Consider the following 18,398-nt stretch of genomic DNA (forward strand, 5'->3'; position numbering starts at 1 on the left):
ATTATTTATAGCTGAGAAGTGAGTTATTCTAGACAATAACAACCCACTATAATTGATGAAATAAGGATAGGTGACAAGTTATGACTTCTATTAATCAAAACTATTTGGAGCTGCAAGGCAGCTATTTATTCTCTGAAATTGCAAAACGCCGTACGAAATTTATTCAAGAAAACCCTAACGCCGAAATTATTAGCCTTGGTATTGGCGATGTTACTCGCGGCTTGCCGGATGCTGTTCTGAATGCGATGCACAGTGCAGTAGATGAGCTAGCCGCACCAACTTCGTTCCGCGGCTACGGCCCAGAGCAAGGCTATGATTTCCTTATTCATGCGATAATCGAAAATGATTACAAAGCACGCGGAATTAATATTGCTTCGAATGAGGTTTTCGTGAGTGATGGTTCCAAATGCGATGTTGGTAATATACAAGAAATTTTCAGCCAGAACAGTATCGTTGCTGTACAAGATCCTGTATACCCGGTATATGTGGATACGAATGTAATGGCAGGTCGATCGGGTAAATATAATCAAGAGACAAAACGTTATGAGAATATTGCTTACTTGGAATGTACAGCGGAAAATGACTTCAAGCCTAGCTTGCCGGATCGCAAAGTGGACATCATTTACTTGTGTTATCCAAACAATCCGACAGGCATGACACTGACGAAGGAAGAGCTCAAAGTGTGGGTTGATTATGCGAAAGCAAATAACTGCATTATTTTGTACGATTCCGCTTATGAAGCTTTCATCCAAGAAGAGGATGTTCCGCACAGCATCTATGAAATCGAAGGCGCTCGTGAAGTAGCCATCGAATTCCGCAGCTTCTCGAAAACTGCAGGCTTTACTGGCGTACGCTGCGCATACACGGTTGTTCCTCGCGAATTGAAAGGCCTTGATGCTGCTGGTAATGAAGTATTGATCAATGATTTGTGGAATCGTCGTCATACGACTAAATTCAATGGCGTATCATATGTAACTCAACGCGGCGCTGCTGCTATTTATTCGCCTGAGGGCAAAGAGCAGATCAAGACATTGGTTGATTACTACATGACTAATGCTGCTATTATCCGCGATGGCCTTGCCTCGATTGGCTTAGAAGTATTTGGCGGTGTTAACGCTCCTTACATTTGGTTGAAAACACCAAACGGCATGGATTCATGGTCATTTTTTGACAAGCTGCTTACGGAAGCGAATATTGTCGGTACACCGGGCGTGGGCTTCGGTCAAAGCGGTCAAGGGTATTTCCGTCTGACAGCATTTGGAAGTCGTGAAAACACGGAAAGAGCAGTTGAAAGAATACGTAATTTAAGCCTGTAAAAGCATTTACCATTCATGCATATCTACTAAGAATTGAACCACAATAAGTACTAGCGGAAATATTCGTTTTTACTTGACATCGTTTGTCGAACGTGGGATAATTTCTTAGATGAATAGAAGTACCTTTAACTCAGTCCAGAGAGGCTGGCAAGGTAGCGTGAATAACAGGTCTATTGATGAGAAGAATGGGACATCCCGGTAAGGAGCTTTCTGTGACGAAAGTTCTGCGGGCCTACGTCTATCTTCTCGCGCCTTATCACAAGCTCCTTGCAAATATGCAAGGAGCTTTTTTTATCGCTGCCAGGTAAATGGATGATTATGGGAGGAGTCAGCGTAAATGACGGAGGAAGAGCATTTGGTCATCATGGATGAAACGGCAATTCGCCGCGCATTAACGCGAATCGCTCATGAAATTGTAGAGAAAAACAAAGGAATTGATGATTGCGTAATCGTTGGCATTCGAACGCGGGGGATCTATCTTGCTCATCGAATTGCGGAACGCATTCAAGAGATAGAAGGCAAGCCGGTGCTTGTCAGTGAGCTTGATATTACGCATTATCGGGATGATCGCAAATCAGTCAATTCCGCAAAAGGTGAAGTATCAGCAGCAATCGCTGATAACGATGGAGTACCATTCACGGTACAAAACAAAAGAATTATTTTATTCGATGATGTGCTTTATACAGGCAGGACAATACGAGCGGCGATGGACGCACTAATGGATTGCGGCAGACCACAGAGCATTCAACTTGCTGTGCTAGTAGACCGTGGACATCGTGAGCTGCCGATTCGGCCCGATTTCGTTGGGAAGAACGTTCCGACCTCGAAGCAAGAGCAAATTGATGTAGCACTCGTTGAATTCGATGACATTGATCAAGTAACCATTATCAACCATAGGGGGCATGCCGGATGATGACAACACAGCTTAAACAACGGAGCTTAATCGGCCTAAAGGATTTGAGCATGGAAGAAATACTATCCATTCTTGATCGAGCTGCCTACTTTGAAAACCATCCCGTAAAAACGCATACTGCAGCAGCAGGTAAGTTTGCGGCAAACATGTTCTTTGAAAATAGCACAAGAACGAGATTTTCCTTCGAAGTAGCTGAGAAACGACTCGGAGCTGAGGTGCTGAATTTCTCAGCAGCCGTATCAAGCGTACAGAAGGGCGAATCCATCTACGATACAGTCAGAACGCTGGAATCGATGGGTATAGATGTAGGGATTATTCGCTTGAAACCAATCGGCGTACTCGCTGAGCTTGCAACAAAGATTAAAGTACCGCTTATAAATGCAGGAGACGGTAACAATGAGCATCCAACACAAGCTTTGCTTGACATGTATACAATGCGTAAGCATTTTGGTCATCTTAAAGGTTTGACCGTAACCATTGTGGGAGATGTCTTGCATAGCCGGGTAGCAAGATCAAACTTGTGGGCGCTGCAAAAATTCGGAGTAAACGTCAACTTCTGCTCTCCTCCTAACATGCAAGCGCAGGAGCTTGATGTAAACTACGTTTCAATGGAAGAAGCTTTGAAATCAGATGTGGTTATGATGCTGCGAGTACAGCTAGAGCGTCATGAAAGCGGCATGTTAAGCTCAGCAGAAAGCTACCGTGAGCATTATGGCTTAACCGTCGAGCGTGCAGCAAAGCTTGCTAAGCATGCAATCATCATGCATCCCGCGCCTATCAATCGCAATGTGGAAATCGATGATGAGCTCGTTGAACACCCACAGTCGAGAATTTTTACACAAATGGAAAACGGAGTACCAATTCGGATGGCTGTCGTAGAAAGAGCACTTAGCTAACTTGAACGAACATAAACCGAAAACATTCGGAGGGTGAAAAACAATGTCAGTATGGATTATAAACGGAAATGTATGGAATGAATCTGCTGGAAACCTAGAAAGCAAACATATACGCCTTGAAGACGGTAAAATTCAAGAAATTATTGACGGCGGAGTAACGCCGGATACAGGCAGCGCTGAAGTGATTGATGCACAAGGCAAGTTAGTATCACCAGGGTTCATCGACATGCACGTTCATTTGCGCGACCCAGGGTTTGAATATAAAGAAGATATCGAAACGGGAACACGCTCCGCTGCTAAGGGCGGTTTTACAACAATCGCTTGTATGCCGAACACTCGTCCGGTTACAGATACAGCAGAGACCGTTAACTATATTAAAAACAAAGCAGAGCAGGTTGGAATTGTTAAGGTACTGCCATATGCTTCCATTACGAAAAACGAGCTTGGACGCGAGTTGACGGATTTCGCTTCATTAAAAGAAGCAGGAGCAATCGGTTTTACAGATGATGGAGTCGGTGTTCAAAACGCTCAAATGATGAAGGATGCCATGACGCTTGCACAGTCGATGGATATGCCGATTATCGCACACTGTGAGGATGATTCACTGGTTGTTGGAGCATGGGCTTCTGAAGGTGAATTTTCACGGAAGCATGGCTTGAAAGGCATTCCAAATGAATCAGAAGCCATTCATGTAGGCAGAGATGTATTGCTCGCGGAAGCGACAGGCGTTCATTACCATGTCTGCCACGTAAGCACGGAGCAGTCGGTACGACTTATCCGCCTTGCCAAGCAAATTGGAGTGAAAGTAACAGCTGAGGTTTGTCCGCATCATTTACTACTGTCGGATGAAGATATTCCAGGTCTTGAAGATGCCAATTGGAAGATGAACCCGCCGCTTCGTACGCCTAGAGACGTTCAAGCTGTAATTGAGGGACTTGAAGATGGTACGCTGGACATGATTGTTACCGATCATGCACCGCATAGCGCTGAAGAAAAAGCTCGCGGTGTACAACTTGCGCCATTTGGCATAGTCGGTTTTGAAACAGCATTTCCACTCTTGTACACTAAATTTGTACAAACAGGTCAATGGACATTGGGCTTCCTGCTTAAGCGCATGACTTCAGACCCTGCCCGCGTCTTCCGTCTTCCTACAGGAAGATTGGAGCAAGGAGCACCGGCTGATCTTACCATCGTTGATCTGAACAGCGAGCGCGAGGTTGATCCAAGTACTTTCGCTTCAAAAAGCAATAATACGCCATTCGGCGGCTGGAAGCTTAGCGGCTGGCCAGTAGCTACTATCGTAAACGGCGCTGTTGTCTGGTCAGAATAGTTAAAGCTAACACCACTTAATTTATAATATGGGGAACGATTAACACCTGAGGAGTGATACGGATGCAAGCAAGATTATTGTTGGAAGACGGTACGTTATTTACAGGCCTTTCGTTCGGTGCAGAAGCGCAAATGATGGGTGAGGTTGTATTTAATACAGGAATCACTGGTTATCAAGAGGTTATCTCTGATCCGTCCTACTGCGGACAAATCGTTACGATGACTTACCCGCTAGTCGGCAACTATGGCATTACACGCGATGATTTCGAGACGCAGCTTCCATTTATTCATGGTTTTGTCGTTCGCCGTCATGAAGATGTGCCTAGCAACTGGCGCGCACGTTATTCCCTTGGCGAACTTCTGAAGGAGCATGGCATCCCGGGCATCAGCGATATCGATACACGTATGCTTACTCGTAAACTGCGTCATTTCGGTACGATGAAAGGCCTTATCACAACTGGCAATGAGCGTGTAGAGGAGCTTGCAGAGCGTCTTAACATCTCTAAGCTAATGACGGATCAAGTGGCTCGTACTTCGACTCCACAAATTTTCACTAGCCCAGGTCAAGGCGAGCGTATCGTGCTTGTAGATTTCGGTGCAAAGAGCGGTATTCTTCGTGAGCTTACAAAACGCGGCTGTGATGTCATTGTCGTTCCTCATAATACTTCTGCTGACAAAATTCGTCGCTTAGATCCAGACGGTATTCAATTGTCTAATGGTCCTGGGGATCCCAAGGATGTTCCATATGCAGTTGAAATGATCAAGGAACTTCTTGGTGAATATCCGATCTTCGGCATTTGCCTAGGTCATCAACTTCTCGCTCTAGCTTGCGGAGCTGATTCAACGAAGCTTAAATTCGGACACCGCGGCGGAAATCACCCGGTTAAAGAATTGTCTACAAACCGCTGCTACATTACATCTCAAAATCATGGCTATACCGTACTTGATGAGTCGATAGCAGGCACAGGCTTGATCGTTACACACATCAACAATAATGACCGTACGATTGAAGGATTGAAGCATGAAAAATTCCCTGCATTCTCGGTTCAATATCACCCAGAAGCAGCACCAGGACCTTATGACTCAAGCTATCTGTTTGATGAATTCCTGCAAATGATCCGTACGCATAAGATTAATAACCCACAAAAACCTCGTCAAGCGGTGTTATCGGAGACGTTGAAAGGAGAGCTACAGTATGCCCAAAAATAATGAACTCAAAAAAATTCTCGTGATCGGATCTGGTCCGATCGTCATCGGACAAGCGGCTGAATTCGACTACGCAGGCACACAGGCTTGCCAAGCACTCAAGGAAGAGGGCTATGAGGTTGTACTTATAAACAGTAACCCGGCTACAATCATGACGGATACGAACATGGCTGACAAAGTATACATTGAGCCAATTACGCTTGAATTCGTATCACAAATTATTCGCCAAGAGCGTCCGGATGGTCTGCTTCCAACGTTAGGCGGTCAAACGGGTCTTAACATGGCAGTAGAACTTGCTCGTGCCGGCGTTCTTGAAAGCGAGAATGTAAAGCTTCTTGGTACACAGCTCACAGCGATTGAGAAAGCGGAGGATCGCGATTTGTTCCGTGATCTTATGCGTGAGCTTGAACAGCCGGTTCCAGACAGCGACATCGTAACAACCGTTGAAGCTGCAGTAGATTTCGCAAATTCAATTGGCTACCCAATCATTGTTCGTCCTGCCTATACGCTTGGAGGAACAGGCGGCGGTATTTGCGCCAATGAGGAAGAGCTTCGTGAAACGGTTACTTCCGGTATTCGTTACAGCCCAATCAGCCAGTGCTTGATCGAGAAATCGATTGCTGGCATGAAAGAAGTCGAATATGAAGTTATGCGTGATGCGAATGACAACTGTATCGTTGTTTGCAACATGGAAAACTTTGATCCGGTTGGCGTTCATACAGGCGACAGTATCGTAGTAGCACCTAGCCAAACGTTGTCGGATCGCGAGTATCAAATGCTTCGTTCCGCATCACTTAAGATTATCCGTGCACTAAACATCGAGGGTGGATGTAACGTACAGTTCGCTTTAGATCCGCACAGCTACCAATATTATGTCATTGAAGTAAACCCGCGCGTAAGCCGTTCTTCTGCGCTTGCTTCCAAAGCAACGGGCTATCCGATTGCAAAAATGGCAGCAAAAATCGCAATTGGCTACACGCTTGATGAGCTAGTTAACCCAGTTACGGGTCAAACCTATGCATGCTTCGAGCCAACACTGGATTATATCGTTTCGAAAATCCCGCGCTGGCCGTTCGATAAATTTGTAAATGCAAATCGTAAACTAGGTACGCAAATGAAAGCGACTGGCGAAGTTATGGCGATCGGCCGTACTTTCGAGGAATCGATTCATAAAGCGGTTCGCTCGCTTGAAATCGGCGCTCACCGCATTCATTTGAAAGAAGCTTCATCGCTGGATGATGCTACACTGCAAACGCGTCTGCAAAAACCGGATGATGAGCGTATGTTCCTAGTAGCGGAAGCATTCCGCCGCGGTTACAAGCTGCAAGATATTCAAGACTTGACGAAAATTGATTGGTGGTTCCTAGATAAAATCCAATTGATCATCGCTTTTGAAGATCGTATGCGCAGTGAAGCTACCTTGACGCAACAAACGCTTTATGAAGCGAAACGCAAAGGTTTCTCTGACCGCTCTATTGCTGAGATCCGTCGTGAAGGCTTCCCTAATGGCAGCCACACTACAGAAGAAGATGTTCGCGCACTTCGCGTTCAGCTTAACTTGAAACCCGTATACAAAATGGTTGATACATGTGCCGCTGAATTCGAAGCGTCCACACCGTACTACTATTCGACATATGAAGTAGAGAACGAAGTTATCCAAACAGACAAGCAGAAGGTACTAGTACTTGGTTCTGGTCCAATCCGGATCGGTCAAGGCATCGAGTTCGATTACTCGACTGTTCATGCGGTATGGGCGATTCAAAATGCGGGTTATGAAGCGGTAATCATTAACAATAACCCTGAGACTGTATCAACAGACTTCAGTACATCTGATCGACTATACTTTGAGCCATTGTTCTTCGAGGATGTTATGAACGTCATCGAGCAAGAGAATCCAATTGGCGTTATCGTTCAATTCGGTGGTCAAACAGCGATCAACCTTGCAGCACCGCTTTCCAAAGCAGGCGTTCGTATTCTTGGCTCCAGCCTTGAAAGCATTGATGCAGCAGAAGATCGCAAAAAATTCGAAGCTTTGCTTCGCAGCCTAAACATTCCTCAACCAGATGGAACTACAGTAACATCTGTAGATGAAGCTGTTGTGACTGCACAAAAGCTTGGTTACCCAGTTCTTGTTCGTCCTTCCTATGTACTTGGCGGACGCGCAATGGAAATCGTATATTCAGATGAAGATTTGCTTAGCTACATGGAAGTAGCTGTGAAAATCAACCCTGAGCATCCGGTATTGATTGACCGCTATATGATGGGTAAAGAAGCAGAAGTTGACGCGATTTGCGATGGCGATACGGTTCTAATCCCGGGTATTATGGAGCATGTAGAGCGCGCGGGTGTTCACTCCGGTGACTCCATCGCGGTATATCCTCCGCAATCCTTGTCAGATGATATTAAACAACAAATTATAGATATTACTATTAATATATCTAAAGCATTGAATGTAATCGGACTTGTAAATATCCAGTTCGTTATTTTCCAAGAAAAAGTATATGTAATCGAGGTTAACCCTCGTTCATCACGTACAGTTCCATTCCTAAGCAAAGTAACGAATCTGCCGATGGCTAATCTAGCTACACAAGCGATTCTAGGTACTAAGCTTGCTGATCTTGGTTACACAGAAGGCTTGTGGCCGGAAGATGAGTTCGTATCGGTTAAAGTTCCGGTATTCTCATTCGCTAAGCTTCGCCGCGTTGACCCTACACTAACGCCGGAAATGAAATCTACAGGCGAGGTTATGGGCCGTGATGTGCAGTATGCAAAAGCACTTTACAAAGGTCTCATCGGCGCAGGAATGAAAATCCCTACATCTGGCGCAATCATTGCTACAGTAGCCGATAAGGATAAAGAAGAAGCAACAGAATTGCTTCGCGGTTTCTTCAACCTAGGCTACAGAATTATTGCAACAGGCGGTACGGCAAAAACGCTTGAGGATGCTGGTTTGATCGTAACGACTGTGAACAAGCTGAGCGAAGGAGCACCAAACATTCTTGATCTTGTTCGCGAAGGTCAAGCGCAATTCGTTGTCAATACGTTGACGAAGGGCAAAGCGCCTGAACGTGACGGCTTCCGTATCCGTCGTGAAGCGGTTGAGAACGGTGTGGTTTGTATGACATCGCTAGACACAGTACGTGCCTTGCTTGTTATGCTTGAAACACTTAACTTCTCCTCACGCTCTATGCCGGTGCATTTGAAGAAATAAAAAAGCTCATGCGTTTGAATGAGCGCATTACAGCTTAAAAGTACGGCCAACGTCTATGGCTCCTCTATGTGCAATAAAGGCTTCTACCTTTATTGCAGCTAGAGGAGCGGACGTATGGCCGTTTATTATGCAAATGAACAGAGAAAAAGGAGAGAATTAGGATGAAACTGACAAACGAACAGGCTGCAGGACGGATTATGGTTGCACTTGATTATCCAGACGCAGCTGCTGCGGAGCGGTTGATTACTGAGCTACATGGTATTCCGTGTTACATGAAGGTAGGCATGCAGTTGTTCTATGCAGCTGGACCTTCCTTTGTACAAAGCTTGAAAGAGCGCGGTTACTACGTTTTTCTCGATGTCAAAATGCATGATATTCCGAATACCGTTAAGGGCGGTGCTAACAGCGTAACGAAGCTTGGCGTTGACATGTTCAATGTACATGCAGCAGGTGGTCAAGCTATGCTTGAGGCTGCGCTGGAAGGTGTTGATATCGCGCTTACAGGATGTGGAATGAAGAAGCCGACTGTCATTGCAGTTACGCACTTAACGAGCACAAGTCAATCCATGCTTAATGAACAAATTGGAATCCAAGGCACGGTAGGAGCTGCAGTTCTGCGTTATGCGGAGCTAACGAAAGCAGCCGGACTCGACGGTGTCGTTGCCTCTCCTTCCGAGGTCGAAGCCATTAAAGCAGCATGTGGAGCCTCCTTCAAAACAGTAACGCCAGGTATTCGTCCCAAAGGTGCGGACGTAAATGATCAATCTAGAATTATGACACCAAGTGAAGCGTTGCGCCAAGGAACTGATTACATGGTTATAGGACGCCCTATAACTGCTGCACCACAGCCTAGAGCTGCTTTAGAATCTATAATTGAGGAGCTGACTTCCAAGTGAGTAAAATAAATGTAGCAGAATTGCCAAATGAAATAGCAAAGAGCTTGCTTGAAATTGAAGCGGTAGCTCTTCGTCCTAATGAGCCATTTACATGGACATCCGGTATTAAATCACCGATCTATTGCGATAATCGCCTAACGATGACTTATCCAGCCATTCGCGATCTTGTGGCCGAAGGATTTGCGGCAATCATTCGTGAAAACTATCCTGATGTAGATGTTATTGCAGGTACATCGACTGCAGGTATTCCTCACGCGGCATGGGTTGCTCAGAAGCTCAATCTGCCAATGGCATACATTCGCGACAAAGCGAAGGGTCATGGCAAGCAAAATCAAATTGAAGGACGCGTTCTGCCTGGTCAGAAGGTAGTTGTAATCGAGGATTTGATTTCCACTGGCGGCAGTTCCCTAAAAGCGGCTCTTGCTGTTCGTGAAGCTGGCGCAGAGGTTGCGGCTGTACTTGCAATCTTTACGTATGAATTTGATTCGGCAGCTCAAGCTTTCGCAGCGGAAAATATGCCGCTTGCTACATTATCCAACTACAGCGCCCTGATTCAAACTGCTGTTCAGCTTGGCAAAGTAGCACCAGAGGATGTTGCAACACTGCAAGCTTGGAGAAATGATCCACAATCTTTCGGTAAATAGATTTAACCAGAAACAGCAAAGAGCGCATTCTCTTTTTTTAGAGAGTGCGCTCTTTGTTTATCTAAAATTCATAGCCTCTTGCCTTCGAAAATATTTGAATATCCGCCAGCTCACCCGTTTCCTCTTGGCTAAGGTTTCGCAATACACCCTCCAGCGTAAAACCACATCTTTCTGCAACACGGCTGCTTGCTAGATTACGCTTGTTGCATCTTATCTCAATGCGATTAGCTTCTAATTGATGAATAGCAAAAGCAGTAATAGCGTTTACTGCCTCTGTCATTAATCCTTTTCCAGTTCGTGAAGTACGCAGCCAATAGCCGATTTCAAATGCTCTAACGTCCCAGTTCATGCGATGTAGTCCGCTGCTGCCTACAAATTCTCCCGTATGCCTGTCGACAAGATGCAGCACTAAATCCGATCTTTCTAAGAAGCGAAGTCTAGCTTTCCGGACATAAGCTTCTGATTCTTCAACAGGAGGAATGTTTCTAGCAAATGGGAGCCAAGGCCTTAATTCATTGGCGCTCCCTCTAACAGCTTCATTTAATGGAGCTCCGTCTCCCCACTGGGGTGCGCGAATAATCAAATTCTCTGTTTCGAATTGTTCGGGAAATGAAAGTAAGATAGGATTAATGCCCATAGTTAATCTCCTAAAATCTAGATATATTTTCTCGATAATAGCATGAATAAGAAAGGAGAGGCAATAACATTTGACATCTGAATTTGTCAATACAAAAAGTTTATAAAAGATGTAAGAATTAGGCGTAACTTTTTGAGCGTGTCCCTCGTCTATCATGTAAGATGAGAATTATGAAGGTTTTTTTAGCCTTATTAAAGGAGGGATCGGTAGCGCTCATGGCTACATCGCAGGAAGCTGAACAAATAACCGAGCCGCAGCTTGAACCCATGGAAGAAGAGCGTATTTTACTGACAGTAAAGGATGTAGAACGTACTTTTCAAGTTGGGGGTTCACCGCTTCATGTATTAAAAGGGATTAACATGGAATTGAAAGAAAGACAGCTTGTTATGCTTAGAGGCCGTTCAGGCTCTGGTAAAACGACGCTTCTAAATTGCTTGGGCGGTCTCGACACACCCAGCAATGGAGAAATTTTGTTTAACGGCTTAGCTTTTCACAAGATGAGCGATGATAAGCGGACGTTGGTCCGGCGCAAGCATATGGGTTTTATTTTCCAGGCCTTTGCGCTAATGCCGCTATTATCGGCTTGGGAAAATGTTGAGCTTTCTCTTCGTATGGCGGGCATTCCTCGTGCTCAGTGGCGAGAGCGAGTTGCGCAATGTCTGGAACTCGTTGGCTTAGAGCGGAGAATGCATCATAGACCCTTTGAGCTCTCAGGCGGTGAACAGCAACGTGTGGCAATCGCTAAGGCAATCGCACATAAACCAATGCTGCTGCTGGCGGATGAGCCGACGGCGGAGCTTGATACAGGTATGTCAGCTCAAATTATGGCCGTTTTCCAAAATATCATTCGCACTGAACAAGTTACTATTTGTATGACTACACATGATCCTACGATTTTGGAGGTTGCCGACAATGTTTATGAAATGGTGGACGGGAGATTTATTTAAACGTTCAATGGTTGTTGTGATGAGCGTTTCATTGGTGTTTGCAAGTGGTTGCTCCTTGCTCCCCAAAGAACAAGAGGAAGAGGTATTGCCGGAGATTAATCCTGCGCAAATATCCAAAAAACCAGAGTATGAGGTTACCACAGCAAATCTCGAGACTAAGATTCCGGTTATCGGAAAGCTTATTTCTTTGGAAGAAGAAACAATGTTCTTTGATTTAGAGGGTAAATACTTGAAAGAGCTTTATGTAAAGGTAGGACAGAGCGTTGAAGCAGGTCAAATCATAGGCGAGCTTGATGTTGATGATTTGGTCAAATCTTTGCGTTTAGAGAAGCTAGCCTTCAAAAAAGAAGAAATAACGATGAAGGAGACGCTTCGTCAACGTGATGAGATGGATCCGATTGATTTTGAGGAAAAATCGATTATGTTTGAAGAGAAAAAGCAGAAGCTTCTAGATATGGAAGAGGAGATTGGAAAAGCAAACTTGGTCTCCCCATTTAGCGGCACAATCGTATCTGTATCTGTGCAAAAGGGCGACTTGATTAAAGCTTACACACCCATCGCAATAGTTGCGGATACGAGTCAAATCGTACCTGCTGCGAAGCTTACCAAAACGGAACTTGAAAAGGTTGCGGTAGGTATGGAAGTTTCCGTAAATATCACCAGTGTAGGTACTTTTAAAGGCAAGGTGAAGCAGCTTCCGTATAAGGTAACTGAGCAGAACAACGGCGGCGGTGGCAATGGGGAAACGAAACCAGAACGTCCAGAGGATTTCCTAATCGTTGAAATTAAAGACTTGCCAAAGACGGCTAACCGCGGCGCTCCGCTATCCATCAACATTATTACGAAGAGAACTGAAAATGCCATTGTCATTCCTCCTTCAGCGCTTCGTTCTATCGGCTCCCGTACGTATGTGCAAGTTATTGATGCTAACGGTAAACGAGAGGTCGATGTAGAGGTAGGTCAACAAAACTCTACTCAAATCGAGATTCTTAAGGGGCTAGAGCCCGGGCAGAAAGTCGTAGGTCGATAGCCAATGGGAATTCCGTTGTTTCGTTTTTTGTTCCGCAAAATGTGGAACACGCGTTGGCTTACGTTAAGCACGCTGGCCGGTCTTACTTTAGCGGTAGCTTTCGCAACGAGTATACCGATGTACGCAGACGGCGCTCTAAAGAGAGTCGTAGCCGAATCTCTGCAGAAGAAAAGTGAAGGCTTACCGGCAGGATCGCTGCTTATGCGTTATCAATCACCTTCAGGTGGGAAGACGGACACAAAGTCGCTGGCAGAGGTCCAGCGTTACATTTCTGAGGGTGTGCCGAAAGAAATTGGGTTTCCATTTCAAACCTTTGTTAACAGCTATTCCATTCGAAGCTCGGAAGTTGTGCCCGAGGATCCTTCCAAGGTAGATGCTGGCCGCAATCGTCAGCTTACTATTATGAGCATGTCTGGGCTGGAAAAAAGCACAGAGCTGACGCAAGGCAGATGGTTTGTTAACGCTGAAGGGGACGGAACCAATTTCGAAGCGGTTATGTTCGAAGAAGCAATGTACAGAAATGATATACATATCGGCGATGTTTTTGAGTATCCGATATACGGCGGACTTGATCTAACACTTAAGGTCAAAGTCGTCGGGGCGGTAAAACCGCTTGATGATACAAGTTCATATTGGTATCAAGGCATGGAGGGATTACTGAATACGTTCCAAATCAGTGATGTAGCATTCAACAAAGCGCTGCTAGAAAAGAACAAGATTCCTCTTCACAATGCAAGCTGGTATTACGCGTTTGATTTATCGGAGATTAAAACAAGCCAGTTGACACCGCTCGGTCGAACGCTAGAGCGACTCAACATCGAATTGTATCAGCGTCTGAAAGATACAAGAGTGGAAATTTCCTTCGCTTCCACGCTGACGGAGTTTAAGAAGCAAAGCTTGCAGCTGCAAACCTTGCTGTTCACGCTAGCTGCACCTATGCTAGCGATGGTTTTTTACTTCATTGCGATGAACGCACGTCAATCGTTGGATAAACAACGAAGCGATATTGCAGTGCTCCGAAGCCGCGGCTCCAGTACAAGGCAGATTATATGGATTTATTTGCTTGAAGGACTGCTGCTGGGCGGAATATCACTTGCAATAGGACCGTTTATCGGATGGTTTATGGCGAAGAGCATCGGATCAGCCAATGGCTTTCTATCCTTCGTCAGTCGTAAGTCGATTCCTGTTGGCTTCTCTACGGAAGCGATCATTGCAGGCGTGGCAGCTGTAGTGCTTGCACTTCTTGCGACGATTATACCTGCTATCATTTATGCCAGGTCTTCAATCGTAAACTACAAGCAGGAGCTTGCAAGATCCGATCGAAAGCCAGGCTGGCAGCGCTGGTATCTTGATGTACTGCTAGTCGGTGCCGCAGGCTACGGCTGGTATATGTTTAACGAGCGGCAAATGCTTACGTTCCAAACGGGAATGACTACAGATCAGTTAAATGTTCAACCATTCCTATTTTTCGTACCTGCATTAGCCATTTTTGCTCTTGGACTATTTTGCTTGCGTTTGTTTCCGTGGTTCCTGAAGCTATTTAATTGGCTGGGACGCAAATTTTTGCCAGTGCCTATTTATTTAACGCTAACACAGCTTTCACGCTCTTCTAAAGGCTATTATCCGCTTATGATTTTATTGGTTTTGACACTTGGGCTTGGCGTATATAATGCTTCTGCAGCTCGAACCATCGATTTGAATTCGACAGAAAGAACCTTATATAAATATGGTACAGATGTCACAATTCAGACCGTATGGGAAGGCTCACCGGAGATTATACAACCATCCGGAGGGAATTCTGGTTCTGGCGGCGGAACAGGTGGAGGAAATGGCGGTGGCTCGGGCGGTGGATCTGGTGGCGGGTCTGGCGGAGGAAATGGAGGAGGCGGTGGCGGCGGTCAAACCGTGCCATCGCGTACTTTATACACGGAACCTCCTTTTGAGTTATTCCGAACGCTAGAAGGAGTAGAAGCTGCAGCACGTGTTTTGCAGACAAAAGGGAATATCGTTATTTCTGGGAAATCGATCGGTCAAGGTACTGTAATGGGTATCGATAACGTCGATTTTTCGAAAGTAGCATGGTTCCGAAATGATTTGTCTCCGGTTCATCCTTTCTATTATTTAAATAATTTAGGACTGTATGAGCATGCAGCTATTATCCCATCCAAGGTAGCCGAGAAAAATCAATTGAAGCTCGGTGACCCTATTTCAGTTGGTTTCCCAGATGGGATGATTGAGTTTACCGTAGTGGGCATCCTGCCGTATTGGCCTAGCCAGTATCCGGATAAATCACCATTCGTCATTACCAATCTGGATTATATTTATGATCAGCTTCCAATTATGCCTTACGAGGTTTGGTTGAAAATGAAGCCTGATGCGAAGCTTGGACCTATTATTGAGTCTCTTCAAAAAGCTGGTATTGAGCTGGCTACCGTGAAGGACGTAAGAGCTGAGCTATTAACTCAGTCCAAACATCCAACAAGGGGCGGCGTTTTCGGTATTCTAAGCTTAGGATTCCTTGTATCAGTCATTATTACGTTGGCAGGTTATATCCTTTATTGGTTCTTTAATCTGTCAGGTCGAGTCGTTCAATTTGGGGTTCTTCGCGCAATGGGACTCTCGCGCAGGCAGCTTACTGGCATGCTGTTGCTGGAGCAAGTATTTACGGCAGGTCTTGCGATAGGGCTTGGCGTATTAATCGGTAAAGCGGTCAGCTTGCTCTTCCTGCCATTCCTGCAAACGACCGAAAATGTTGCTGAAACGGTACCGCCGTTCCGTGTAATCTTCAATTCAAACGATACCAATCAGTTATTTATTGTAGTTGGATTTATGATGCTGGTTGGCGCACTGATACTCTTCCTGCATATTCGTAGGCTGAGAGTCCATCAGGCGGTCAAGATGGGAGAGGAACGTTGATGACGACAGCGATGATCGATTGCGAAGGATTAGTAAAAATATACAAAACCGATGATCTAGAGGTTGTCGCCCTGCAAGGCTTGAATTTAAAAGTCAATGAAGGCGAGCTAATGGCAATCATCGGAAATAGCGGCAGCGGGAAATCAACTCTTCTCAATACGTTGGGCGGTCTTGATCGCCCTTCTGCTGGTCAGGTTAAAGTGGGACCTTGGGATTTGTTGAAAATTACCGAAGAAGATCTAGTCAGTTATAAGCGGGAAACAGTAGGCTTCATTTGGCAAAATAACGCCCGAAACCTGCTGCCGTACCTCTCTGCGCTAGAAAACGTAGAAATGCCAATGATGCTCTCAGGCAAGGTTGATCGTGCTTATGCGAAGCAACTACTGGAGTGGGTAGGGCTGAAGGAGCGTATGCATAACAAGCTTCATCAGCTCTCAGGCGGGGAGCAACAACGGGTTGCTATTGCGATCTCGTTGTCCAATAGACCAAAGCTACTTCTAGCTGATGAACCGACTGGCTCCGTAGATACGGCAACCTCCGACTTGATTATGGGTATTTTCCGTAAGCTTAACCGTGAAATTGGAATTACAATCGTCATTGTAACGCATGATTTGTCACTAGCAAGCAAGGTGGATCGTGTCGTTGCCATTCGCGATGGATTAACGAGTACGGAGTTTATAAAGCGAAATCCGAATATTAATGCGGATGGCGAAGCAGAGCTTGTCGTAGCTGGAAACTTGCAAACGATTCATGAAGCCTATGTTGTGGTTGACCGAGTCGGACGCTTGCAAGTGCCAAAGGAGTATCTCACAGCTCTAAATATTAAAGATAAAGCTACAATGGAGTTTGACGGTGAGCGGATCATTATTACTCCGCCTAAATCATTGGGGGGTTAAATCGAATGAATAACAGACGAGTATTGAAATCAAAATTTCTTAAATTCACGATGATTAGCTTAACACTTACACTGCTGATCGGCTTGCTGTCAGCATGCAGTGGGAGCGGCAGTGATTCCACAGAGAAACGTGTATTGCGTATAGGCGTTCTATACGGCGGCTCGGACAACGAACCATATTTCCGTCAGCAGTATACAGATATGTACGAAATGACACATCCAAATATTACGTTTGAAATCGTAGGTGCAATTAATTACGATGATCAAAGATTTAATCAACCAGAAGACTCAAGTAAACCAGTAGAGCAACCGGATCCTTATGAGAAGATGAAAGAAATGCTCAATGGTCAAAATCCTGTTGATGTTGTCGTTCTTGACTACAATATGCTGCGCCGTTTAACACAGGATAACTTGCTGAAGCAGCTTGATCCACTCATTACACAGGATAAATTCGATTTAACTGATTATGTTCCGACTGTTATTAACGGTATCAAAGCCGCAGGTGACGGTAATTTATTTGCACTCACACCGACTTTCAGCTCTTCAGCACTTTTTTATAATAAAAAAATGTTTACAGATAAAGGACTAACACCTCCAACTGACAAGATGGAATGGAAGGAAGTTCTTAATCTTGCAAGAACGGTAGCAGATGGTGAAGGAGAGGATCGTAAGTTTGGCTTCTCGTTTAACCGCTGGTCAGGTTCTGACGGCTATGGTGATATGCAAAATTATGCTTCTTCGCTGCAGTTGAAAACGTGGGATGACAAAGGCGAGAAAATGCTTGTCAACACGGCTCAATGGGAAGATGTATGGAGTACTGTTGCGTCGCTATACAATGATAAAATTATTCCTAATCAGGAGTATATGAACAAAATGTACGAGAAGCAAAGTCAAACTGGCGGCTATGATCCGTTCTATGGTGACTTATTCATCAAAGGAAAAATTGCAATGACTATCGGTGAATACGGTTATATCAATGAACTGAAAAAAGCACAAGACAACGCATCGAAAATTAAAGATTTTGAAGCAGTAGATTGGGATGTAGTAACCGTACCGGTTAGTCCTTCTGATCCTGAGGTTGGAGGCAGCATTGGGTTAAGCCAATTGATGGGTATCAATGCAAAGGCACAAAATGATAAAGATGCTTGGGAATTTATTAAATTTACGAATGGCCGGGATTGGGCTAAGCTCAAATCAAGAAGCCTTTATGAGATGGTTGCGCGTAAAGAATTTTTGACGCCAATTGGCGGACTTCAATACAATATGGATGCTTTCACATCACTGAGACCTATCCCGCCTTCATCTGCGGATCCAGATAAGCTTTATCGTGAAAAGCCTGGTATTTATGAAGCATCGAATTCCAGCTATGAGCTGTTCCAGGAAGTGCTGAAAGGGACGAAGACAGCAAAAGAGGCTCTGGCGGAGTGGGAAACGAAGGGTAATGCGGTGTTAGAGAAAATAAAGGCTAATCCGAATGGTGGAGGCACCGATGGATCAATCGGTATTATGCCAATGCCTAGAGGTGAATAAAGAAACAAGAAAGCCCACAATCGGCCTAGAGT

14 protein-coding genes are annotated in these 18,398 nt (G+C 45.0%); 13 read left to right on the top strand and 1 reads right to left on the bottom strand.

The features are described from left to right. Positions 1–80: 80 nt before the first annotated feature. The 8 genes from AC0YOD_RS01985 (at position 81) to pyrE (ending at position 10,411) form a co-directional block, all read left to right on the top strand. The gene (locus AC0YOD_RS01985) at positions 81–1,316 is read left to right on the top strand and encodes an LL-diaminopimelate aminotransferase (RefSeq protein WP_475797569.1); all 1,236 of its coding nucleotides are present in this window, start codon (positions 81–83) and stop codon (positions 1,314–1,316) included. A 337-nt stretch (positions 1,317–1,653) separates the two neighbouring features. Continuing rightward, a complete protein-coding gene (gene pyrR / locus AC0YOD_RS01990; protein ID WP_475797570.1) occupies positions 1,654–2,229 on the top strand; it encodes a bifunctional pyr operon transcriptional regulator/uracil phosphoribosyltransferase PyrR in 576 nt (191 codons plus the stop codon). Next, positions 2,226–3,125 (top strand): aspartate carbamoyltransferase catalytic subunit, encoded by a 900-nt coding sequence (locus tag AC0YOD_RS01995; RefSeq protein WP_475797571.1) that lies wholly within the window; start codon positions 2,226–2,228, stop codon positions 3,123–3,125. Before pyrR ends, AC0YOD_RS01995 begins: the two co-directional genes overlap by 4 nt. A gap of 43 nt (positions 3,126–3,168) precedes the next feature. After that, complete coding sequence (locus AC0YOD_RS02000) at positions 3,169–4,455, top strand: dihydroorotase (protein ID WP_475797572.1); 1,287 nt, start codon at positions 3,169–3,171, stop codon at positions 4,453–4,455. A gap of 62 nt (positions 4,456–4,517) precedes the next feature. Continuing rightward, on the top strand, positions 4,518–5,663 hold the full coding sequence (locus AC0YOD_RS02005; protein WP_475797573.1) for a carbamoyl phosphate synthase small subunit: 1,146 nt from the start codon (positions 4,518–4,520) through the stop codon (positions 5,661–5,663). Further along, on the top strand, positions 5,650–8,871 hold the full coding sequence (carB, locus tag AC0YOD_RS02010; protein ID WP_475797574.1) for a carbamoyl-phosphate synthase large subunit: 3,222 nt from the start codon (positions 5,650–5,652) through the stop codon (positions 8,869–8,871). The genes AC0YOD_RS02005 and carB overlap by 14 nt, the downstream gene beginning before the upstream one ends. Positions 8,872–9,032: 161 nt before the next feature. Next, entirely contained in the window at positions 9,033–9,767 is a 735-nt protein-coding gene (gene pyrF, locus AC0YOD_RS02015) for an orotidine-5'-phosphate decarboxylase (RefSeq protein ID WP_475797575.1), read from the top strand. Continuing rightward, positions 9,764–10,411, top strand: coding sequence for an orotate phosphoribosyltransferase (gene pyrE / locus AC0YOD_RS02020; protein ID WP_475797576.1), 648 nt, complete (start codon positions 9,764–9,766; stop codon positions 10,409–10,411). The genes pyrF and pyrE overlap by 4 nt, the downstream gene beginning before the upstream one ends. A 61-nt stretch (positions 10,412–10,472) precedes the next feature. On the opposite strand, the gene AC0YOD_RS02025 is transcribed toward pyrE, so the two are convergent. Beyond that, the gene (locus tag AC0YOD_RS02025; RefSeq protein ID WP_475797577.1) at positions 10,473–11,048 is read right to left on the bottom strand and encodes a GNAT family N-acetyltransferase; all 576 of its coding nucleotides are present in this window, start codon (positions 11,046–11,048) and stop codon (positions 10,473–10,475) included. 266 nt (positions 11,049–11,314) lie between these two features. On the opposite strand from AC0YOD_RS02025, the gene AC0YOD_RS02030 reads away from it, so the two are divergent. The 5 genes from AC0YOD_RS02030 to AC0YOD_RS02050 are packed head-to-tail and all read left to right on the top strand — an operon-like array spanning position 11,315 to position 18,366. Next, the gene (locus AC0YOD_RS02030) at positions 11,315–11,995 is read left to right on the top strand and encodes an ABC transporter ATP-binding protein (RefSeq protein WP_475798341.1); all 681 of its coding nucleotides are present in this window, start codon (positions 11,315–11,317) and stop codon (positions 11,993–11,995) included. Further along, the gene (locus tag AC0YOD_RS02035) at positions 11,961–13,025 is read left to right on the top strand and encodes an efflux RND transporter periplasmic adaptor subunit (RefSeq protein ID WP_475797578.1); all 1,065 of its coding nucleotides are present in this window, start codon (positions 11,961–11,963) and stop codon (positions 13,023–13,025) included. Before AC0YOD_RS02030 ends, AC0YOD_RS02035 begins: the two co-directional genes overlap by 35 nt. 3 nt (positions 13,026–13,028) lie before the next feature. Beyond that, positions 13,029–15,941 carry an FtsX-like permease family protein gene (locus tag AC0YOD_RS02040; protein WP_475797579.1) on the top strand — a complete coding sequence of 971 codons (2,913 nt, stop codon included), beginning with the start codon at positions 13,029–13,031 and terminating at the stop codon, positions 15,939–15,941. A gap of 11 nt (positions 15,942–15,952) precedes the next feature. Beyond that, entirely contained in the window at positions 15,953–16,837 is an 885-nt protein-coding gene (locus tag AC0YOD_RS02045; protein ID WP_475798342.1) for an ABC transporter ATP-binding protein, read from the top strand. Between the two features lie 5 nt (positions 16,838–16,842). Further along, positions 16,843–18,366, top strand: coding sequence for an ABC transporter substrate-binding protein (locus tag AC0YOD_RS02050; protein ID WP_475797580.1), 1,524 nt, complete (start codon positions 16,843–16,845; stop codon positions 18,364–18,366). Positions 18,367–18,398: the final 32 nt, after the last annotated feature.

The organism is Paenibacillus sp. J31P13 (assembly GCF_056269295.1).

Coding starts and splice junctions, on each gene's coding strand:
- pyrR (WP_475797570.1), top strand. CDS start 1,654: ATGACGGAGGAAGAGCATTTGGTCATCATGGATGAAACGGCAATTCGC.
- AC0YOD_RS02030 (WP_475798341.1), top strand. CDS start 11,315: ATGGAAGAAGAGCGTATTTTACTGACAGTAAAGGATGTAGAACGTACT.
- AC0YOD_RS02025 (WP_475797577.1), bottom strand. CDS start 11,048: ATGGGCATTAATCCTATCTTACTTTCATTTCCCGAACAATTCGAAACA.
- AC0YOD_RS01995 (WP_475797571.1), top strand. CDS start 2,226: ATGATGACAACACAGCTTAAACAACGGAGCTTAATCGGCCTAAAGGAT.
- AC0YOD_RS02005 (WP_475797573.1), top strand. CDS start 4,518: ATGCAAGCAAGATTATTGTTGGAAGACGGTACGTTATTTACAGGCCTT.
- pyrF (WP_475797575.1), top strand. CDS start 9,033: ATGAAACTGACAAACGAACAGGCTGCAGGACGGATTATGGTTGCACTT.
- AC0YOD_RS01985 (WP_475797569.1), top strand. CDS start 81: ATGACTTCTATTAATCAAAACTATTTGGAGCTGCAAGGCAGCTATTTA.
- carB (WP_475797574.1), top strand. CDS start 5,650: ATGCCCAAAAATAATGAACTCAAAAAAATTCTCGTGATCGGATCTGGT.
- AC0YOD_RS02045 (WP_475798342.1), top strand. CDS start 15,953: ATGATCGATTGCGAAGGATTAGTAAAAATATACAAAACCGATGATCTA.
- AC0YOD_RS02050 (WP_475797580.1), top strand. CDS start 16,843: ATGAATAACAGACGAGTATTGAAATCAAAATTTCTTAAATTCACGATG.
- AC0YOD_RS02035 (WP_475797578.1), top strand. CDS start 11,961: ATGTTTATGAAATGGTGGACGGGAGATTTATTTAAACGTTCAATGGTT.
- AC0YOD_RS02040 (WP_475797579.1), top strand. CDS start 13,029: ATGGGAATTCCGTTGTTTCGTTTTTTGTTCCGCAAAATGTGGAACACG.
- AC0YOD_RS02000 (WP_475797572.1), top strand. CDS start 3,169: ATGTCAGTATGGATTATAAACGGAAATGTATGGAATGAATCTGCTGGA.